Source organism: Lentzea sp. NPDC051838 (genome assembly GCF_040681245.1).
GTDB lineage: Bacteria > Actinomycetota > Actinomycetes > Mycobacteriales > Pseudonocardiaceae > Lentzea.
Map to the genome: position 1 here is coordinate 103,815 of NZ_JBFAYI010000028.1, position 6,713 is coordinate 110,527.

General features: G+C 68.9%; 6 protein-coding genes. 3 read left to right on the forward strand and 3 right to left on the reverse strand.

The window, feature by feature from the left end:
• The first annotated feature begins 36 nt into the window (after window positions 1-36).
• The gene (locus AB0M24_RS38100) at window positions 37-1,089 is read left to right on the forward strand and encodes an alpha/beta hydrolase (RefSeq protein ID WP_363778342.1); all 1,053 of its coding nucleotides are present in this window, start codon (window positions 37-39) and stop codon (window positions 1,087-1,089) included.
• Here AB0M24_RS38100 and AB0M24_RS38105 read toward each other — a convergent pair.
• The 3 genes from AB0M24_RS38105 to AB0M24_RS38115 form a co-directional block, all read right to left on the reverse strand.
• On the reverse strand, window positions 1,065-2,240 hold the full coding sequence (locus tag AB0M24_RS38105; RefSeq protein WP_363778343.1) for an MFS transporter: 1,176 nt from the start codon (window positions 2,238-2,240) through the stop codon (window positions 1,065-1,067). The two genes, AB0M24_RS38100 and AB0M24_RS38105, sit on opposite strands and share 25 nt — an antisense overlap.
• A gap of 11 nt (window positions 2,241-2,251) precedes the next feature.
• Window positions 2,252-3,436 (reverse strand): MFS transporter, encoded by a 1,185-nt coding sequence (locus tag AB0M24_RS38110; RefSeq protein ID WP_363778344.1) that lies wholly within the window; start codon window positions 3,434-3,436, stop codon window positions 2,252-2,254.
• A 195-nt stretch (window positions 3,437-3,631) separates the two neighbouring features.
• On the reverse strand, window positions 3,632-5,050 hold the full coding sequence (locus AB0M24_RS38115) for a gluconokinase (RefSeq protein ID WP_363778345.1): 1,419 nt from the start codon (window positions 5,048-5,050) through the stop codon (window positions 3,632-3,634).
• An 85-nt stretch (window positions 5,051-5,135) separates the two neighbouring features.
• Between AB0M24_RS38115 and AB0M24_RS38120 the strand changes: the two genes are divergently transcribed.
• Window positions 5,136-5,705, forward strand: coding sequence for an RNA polymerase sigma factor (locus AB0M24_RS38120; protein ID WP_363778346.1), 570 nt, complete (start codon window positions 5,136-5,138; stop codon window positions 5,703-5,705).
• Complete coding sequence (locus AB0M24_RS38125) at window positions 5,698-6,573, forward strand: CU044_5270 family protein (RefSeq protein ID WP_363778347.1); 876 nt, start codon at window positions 5,698-5,700, stop codon at window positions 6,571-6,573. Before AB0M24_RS38120 ends, AB0M24_RS38125 begins: the two co-directional genes overlap by 8 nt.
• The last annotated feature ends 140 nt before the right edge of the window (window positions 6,574-6,713 follow it).

The following is a 6,713-nucleotide window of genomic DNA, read 5'->3' on the forward strand; positions in this document are numbered from 1 at the left end:
GGAGATCTAGCACTACTCGCTAGTAACGTGAAACACATGTCGAACTTCCAGGCGGCCGTGCTGGCCGGTGCTCTGCGCTTCGCGTTCGGTCTTCCCGGCCCCGTGCGCCGCCTCATCGCCGGCACGCCGATCCGTCTGGACGGCCAGGACCTGCACCCGGAGGCGCAGCTGTTGCTGAGGCTCCAGCAGCTGTCCGGAACGGACTGGCGCACGAAGTCAGCCTCCGAGAGCCGCCTCGACCTGGAGCTGAGCTCCAAGCTCGTCGCGGGTCCGAAGATCACCGGAGTGGGGGCGCGGGAGCTCACGATCGGCGAGTTCGCCGGACGCCTCTACACACCAGATGGCCTGGCAGAGGGCTCGCCGCTGCTGATCTTCTACCACGGTGGCGGCTGGGTGACCGGCAGCCTGGAGAGCCACGACCAGCTGTGCCGCTTCCTCGCCAAGGAGGCCGGGGTGCGGGTGCTCGCGGCCGACTACCGGCTCGCACCGGAGGCCCCGTTCCCCGCCGCGGCCGACGACGCCGCCGAGGTGCTGCGTTACGCCGTCGCGAAGGCCGAGGACCTGGGCATCGACGCGAAACGGATCGCGCTGGGCGGTGACAGCGCCGGCGGCAACCTGGCCGCGGTGACCGCGCACGCCGCCGAGATCGACCTCGCGTTCCTGCTGCTCTTCTACCCCGGCGTCGACGCGTCGGTGCGCCGCCGGTCGCGGGAGATCTTCGGCGAGGGGTTCTTCCTGACCGACGAGAAGATGGACTGGTTCCTCGACAAGTACAGCGAGGGCGGCAAGGACCGGCACGACCCGCGTCTGTCGATCATGCTCGCCGACGACCTGTCGAAGCTGCCCCCGACCTACATCGCGACCGCGGGCTACGACCCGTTGCGCGACGAGGGCGAGGCCTTCGCGGAACGCCTGGCCGCCGAGGGTGTTCCGGTCGTGCTGCGCAGGCACGAGGGCCTGTTCCACGGCTTCGCGAACGTGCTCGGCGTCGGCGGGATCTTCCGCGAGGCCGTGTCCGAGGCGGTGGGTGCGCTCCGGACCGGCTTCGCGCTGACGAACTCTGCTCAGGACGTGGCCGAGACCGCCTGACGCTGGCGGGAGAACGCCCAGCCCAGCCCGGCGATCAGCAGTCCGGCCAGACCTGCGACGACGAAGCCGAGCGGGGGTCCGCTGTGGTCCACGGCGACCCCCGCGAGCGGCTGACCAGCGGCGACACCAAACGTGAACGCCGAACCCTGCAGCCCCAGAGCGAGTCCCCGAGCTGACGCGGGCGCGTGCTTGCTGATCAGCTCGGTCGAGGCCGCGATGGTCGGCGCGCACGCGAAGTTCATCGGGATCAACGCGATCGCGAGCAGCGCCACGTTGCCGTCACCCAGCCCGACCGGGATCTCCAGCAACGCCATGACCGCGAGCAGCACGACCCCGCTCGGCACCCGTTTCAGGCTGCCGTAGACGAGCCCGCCCAGCGCCGACGCCGCGCACATCACCACGAAGATCAGGCCCAGCCAGCTCTGCTCGCCCACCCGTTCCAGCGACGCGATCGAGGCGATCTCCATGCCCGACAACGTCATCGTGGCGCCGAACGGGATGATCAACGCCGCGATCACCGGGCCGCGCAGCCACTCGAAGAGCTTCGGTTGCGGACCGTCGACGACCTCGTCCTCGTGCACCAGCGCCGGGTTCACCACGAACAGCACCGCGCTGGCCACCAGGATCGCCACACCGATCGAGATGAGCGCCGTGCCGGTCGAGAACTTCGTCGCGATGGCCACACCGGCAGCGGGTCCGACCATGAACGACAGCTCGACCGAGATCGAGTCCAGCGAGAACGCCGGCCGTCGTTGCGGTTCGGGGATGAGCGCGGTCAACGCCTGCCGCCCGATCGACATCATCGGCACCGCGACCAGCCCGTTGGCGAACGCGAGCACCAACAGGACGTAGTAGTTCATCAGCGGTGCGGTGACCCAGAAGACGCCTTCGAGCAGGCTCAGTGCGAGCACGAACCTCAGGCCCTTGCTGTCGACCAGCCTGCCCATCAACGGCGACCCGAGACCTAAGCCGATCATGGTCGCGAAACCGACGGTGCCCGCGGCCGCGTAACCCTGGTGCAGCGTGGTGACGACGTGAAGGGTCACCGTGACGCCCGCCGCCGTCGGAGGGATCCTGGCGAAGAGCATCAGCAGCATCAGGGGACGAACCCCCGGCAGCGCCAGGACGTGTTTGAACGGGGCGAGATTCACGCCCCTCATCGTCACCCCACTGGCAATGGATTTACCTGTTGGCGCTGCCGGGCGAGCACCCACGCGACGCCCGCCACCAGCAGCCCGATCACGCCGACGATCGCGAACCCGGCAGGAGCCCCGGCGCGGTCGATCGCCACGCCCGCGAGCGGCTGGCCGATCGCGTTGCCGAGGGTGAACGCCGAGCCCTGCAGCCCCAGAGCCAACCCGCGAGCCGTGGGCGGCGCGAGCCCGGAGATGTGCTCACCGGAAGCCGCGATCAACGGCGCGCACATGAGGTTCATCGGCACGAGGAGCAGGCACAACAGCAGCACGTTGCCATCGCCCAGCCCAACGGGGATCTCCAGCGCCGCCATCAACGCGAGCAGCACCAGCACGCTCGGCACCCGCTTCACACCGCCGTAGACCAGGCCGCCGATGATCGACGCCGCGCACATCGCGAAGAACACCGCGCCCAGCCAGCTCTGCTTGCCGATGTGCTCCAACGACGCGATGGCCGAGACCTCCATGCCACCGAGGCACACGGTCGCACCGACACACACGACGAACACACCGACGAGACGGCCGCGCAGCCACTCGAAGATCTTCGGCTGCGGCCCGTCGACGACCTCGTCCTCGTGCACCATCGGCGGGTTCGCCCAGTACAGGACGACTCCGACGGCCAGGATCGAGCAGCCGATCGCGACGAGCGCGGCGTTCGTGGAGACCTTGGTCGCGACCAGCACGCCGAGCGCCGGACCGCCCATGAACGACAGCTCGACCGAGATCGAGTCGATCGACAGGGCAACGCGCCGGCGGCTCTCCGGCACCAGCGCGGTGATGATCTGGCGGCCGATCGACATCATCGGCACGCCCAGCAGACCGACGAGGAACGAGCAGACCAGCAACGTCCAGTAGCTCATCAGCGGCGCGGTCAGCCAGAAGACCGCGGTCGCCGTGACGCTCAGGGCCAGCATCGACCGCAGCCCCCTGCTGTCGATCAGCTTGCCCATCAGCGGAGCCCCGAGCCCCATGCCGACCGTGCCCGCCGCCCCCACCAGGCCCGCCGCGCCGTAGCCCCGGTCCAATGTCACCGCGACGTGCAGGGTCAGGATCACGCCGGTCGCCGCGGGAGGCATCCTCGCGAAGAACAACAACAGCGCTAGTGGACGAACCCTGGGCAGCATGAGGACGTGTTTGAAGGGGGCGAGATCCACACAGCCATCCTCACTCGGATGGCAAAATGTTTAACCCTTCGTTTTCTTGATGTGTTCAAAATCGCAGGACTAGGGTGATGGCCGTGCAGGCACTGGACCACCTCGTGTGTCGCGAATGCGGGCGGATCGAAGACGTGGACTGCGCCTTCGAGCCGGCGGTCGAGGTAGCCGGTTTCCACGTGGAACGTGCCGAGGTCACGTTCTGGGGCCGGTGCCCTCGCTGTACAGCTCCTCCAGCGCCCGGTACGCCCGCGCCACGAACGGCCGGGCCTTCGCGTACCTGACGATCGCGTCCTCGTCGGGCGTGATCGTCCGCGTCGGCCGCACCAGGTCGACGGTCAGGCTCGGGATCTCGTCCAGGGCACGCCACGCCAGCAGGGCCGCGCCGACGGCCGACCCACCCGCGTCCTCGGTCAGGTGCAACGGCATGCCGAGCGTGTTGGCCAGGGTCTGAGCCCAGATCGGGGCGCGGAACGCTCCGCCGGTGATCCGCAGCGAGTCCACCTGAGGGACGGCGTCGAGCACCAGCGCGAGTTGCTGACACACACCCTCCACCAGCGCTTTCGTGATCTGCTGCGGGGTGTGTTCGCGACGCAGGCCGAGCAGTGCCGCGTGGGCGGTCGGGTCCCACCACGGCGCTCGCTCGCCGAGCAGGTACGGCAGCGCGACGAGGCCGTCGGAGTCCACGGCCGCGGCCTGGTCGAGGAGATCACCGACCGGGATGTTGAACGTTTCCGCCGCCCACTGGGCCACGACGCCGCCGTTGCTGATCGCGCCGCCGCGAACCCAGAGGCCCTCGGCGATGGCGTAGCTGAACGTGCGGCCTTCCTCGTCGACGCCAGGACCCTGTTGTGCCACGCGGAGTGCGCCCGAGGTGCCGAGCGACACCGCTCCTGCACCTGGGGTGGCCGCACCGACGCCGAGGTTGCCGAGCGGGCCGTCGCCACCGCCGATGATCACCGGGATTCCCTTGCGCAGCCCGGGAATCTCGGCCACCAACGGCGTCGAGTGAGTCGGTTCCACGAGCGGTGGCAACTGGTCGGCCGTCACGCCCGCGAACTCCAGCGACGGCTCGTGCCACTGCAGGGTGTTGATGTTCATCAAGCCTGTGCCGGAGCCACTCGAGTGCTCGTTGAGCAGCTCTCCGGTCAGGTGCAGGTGGACGAAGTCCTTGATCTCGCACCACTTCGCGGCCCGCACCCCGTTCTCGTGGAACCACGCGAGCTTCATCAGCGGCGTGAACGAGTGGATCGGGGCGCCGGTGAGCTGGTGCAGCTCGCGGCCTTCTTCGGTACCTCGCAGGCGTTCGGTCTGCTCGACGGCCCGGTTGTCGGCCCAGCTCAGCGACTCCGTGACGGGGTTCAGCGAGGCGTCGAGGCCCATGATCGAGTGCATGGCACCGGTCAGTGCGATGGCACGGACGTCGTCAGAAGCCAGTTCGGCCAACGCGTCCAGGGCTGCGTTCAGGACCTGCCGCGGATCATGCGTGGCTTCCGATCCACTCGTGCGCATCGGGTAGCCGCGTTCCGTCGACGCCACAACGCGGGCCTGGGCATCGACCGCGACGACCTTCGTGGCCGTGGTGCCGAGATCTACCGCCAGAACTAGCGCCATGCGGCCACCCTAGTGGCGGGTCCGTGAACCCGTTCGGGGCGATCTACCGATAACAGGGCGAAGACCCAACGCTGGAAAGGCCACCATGACAGCAACCGACGCGGAGCTCATCGCGGCTTCGCTTCGCGTGCCGGAGAGCTTCGCTCGCATCTTCGACCGGCACGCACCGCACATCGAGCGCTACCTCGCCCGGCGCCTCGGCCGGCACGTCGCAGACGACCTGGTCGCCGAGACGTTCCTCGTGGCGTTCTCGAAACGGGAGCGCTACGACTCCTCCCGCCAGGACGCCCGGCCGTGGTTGTACGGCATCGCCACCAACCTGGTCGGTCAGCACCGGCGGGAGGAGGTGCGCCGGTACCGGATGCCCTCGGTTGTGCGCTCCGCTGCCGACCACGCCGACCGAGTGGCCGCGGACGTCACCGCGCAGGCCATGCGGTCGATGTTGACCGGCGCGCTGGCGGCGTTGTCCGTCGAGGACAGGGACGTGCTGCTGCTGGTCGCGTGGGAACAGCTCAGCTATCTCGAGATCGCGGAGGCGCTGGCGATCCCCGTGGGCACGGTGAGGTCCCGGCTGAACCGCGCCCGCCGCAAGGTCAGGGAAGCGCTGGGAACCGACAACCACACCGAAGTAGAGGAGCTGCTCAACAATGGATGACCTTCAGCTCGTCCGGGAACTGGACGACACCCCGCTCAAGTCCGCCGACCAGCTGGCGGCCGCACGTGCCCAGTTCGTGGCGGGCATGAAGCCACCGAAGCGCGGCCGTGCCGGCGTCATCGCCGTCGCCACGCTCGCCGCGGCGGCAGCGGTCACCGCCGTGGCGATGGTGCTGCCGTCCGCCTCACCGGACTCGGCCCGGCACGACGCGGCGCCCACGTCCACGGCTCCGGTGGACACCGCCGTGCAGCTGCTGAACCACGCCGCCGCGGCAGCCCGTTCGAAGCCCGACGAGGTGCCTCGGCCAGACCAGTTCTACTACGTGCGCAACGGCGAGTGGGAGGCGTGGTTCTCGGCCGATGGCACCCGTGACGGCAGGATCAGCACCGGCGGGGACGACGCGCCGAACACCCTCCCGGGCTGCGTCGGCGGCCGCAGGAAGGTGCTCGACAAGTACGACCAGCCGACGGGTTCGACCGAGGAGTGCACGCCACGCCGCGCATACCGGGACGATCTGCCCACCACGGCTGACGCCATGCTGAAGTTCTTGCAGGGCACGGACAAGGACCGGTCGGTCAACTCGTACGGCAAGGACGTGCTGGGCATGGTCAGCGGCTCGTACCTGCCGGGGCCGCAGCGGGCCGCGTTGTTCGAGGCGGCGACCCACGTGCCGGGGCTGACGGTGGTGGAGAACGTCTCGTCCGGCCGGCCGGGGATCGGGATCAGCTGGCCGGTGCCGGCGGGCTCGTCACCGAAGGCCAAGCCGACGGTGATGGTGTTCGACAAGGACACCTACGAGTACCTCGGCACGCAGAACGAGCCGCTGGACGCGTCCGGGTTCGTCAACCAGGTGGGCGACCGCCTCTAGCACCTGCTGAAAACGATGAACGGCGCTTTTGTGCACCTCAGGTGGACCTGGTGTTTTAACCAGGGGTGAGTTCCTTGAGACGGGTCGTCGCGTCAGCGGCGGCCCGTCTCTTGTTGTCTGTCGTGGGTTTGTGAGCTGCG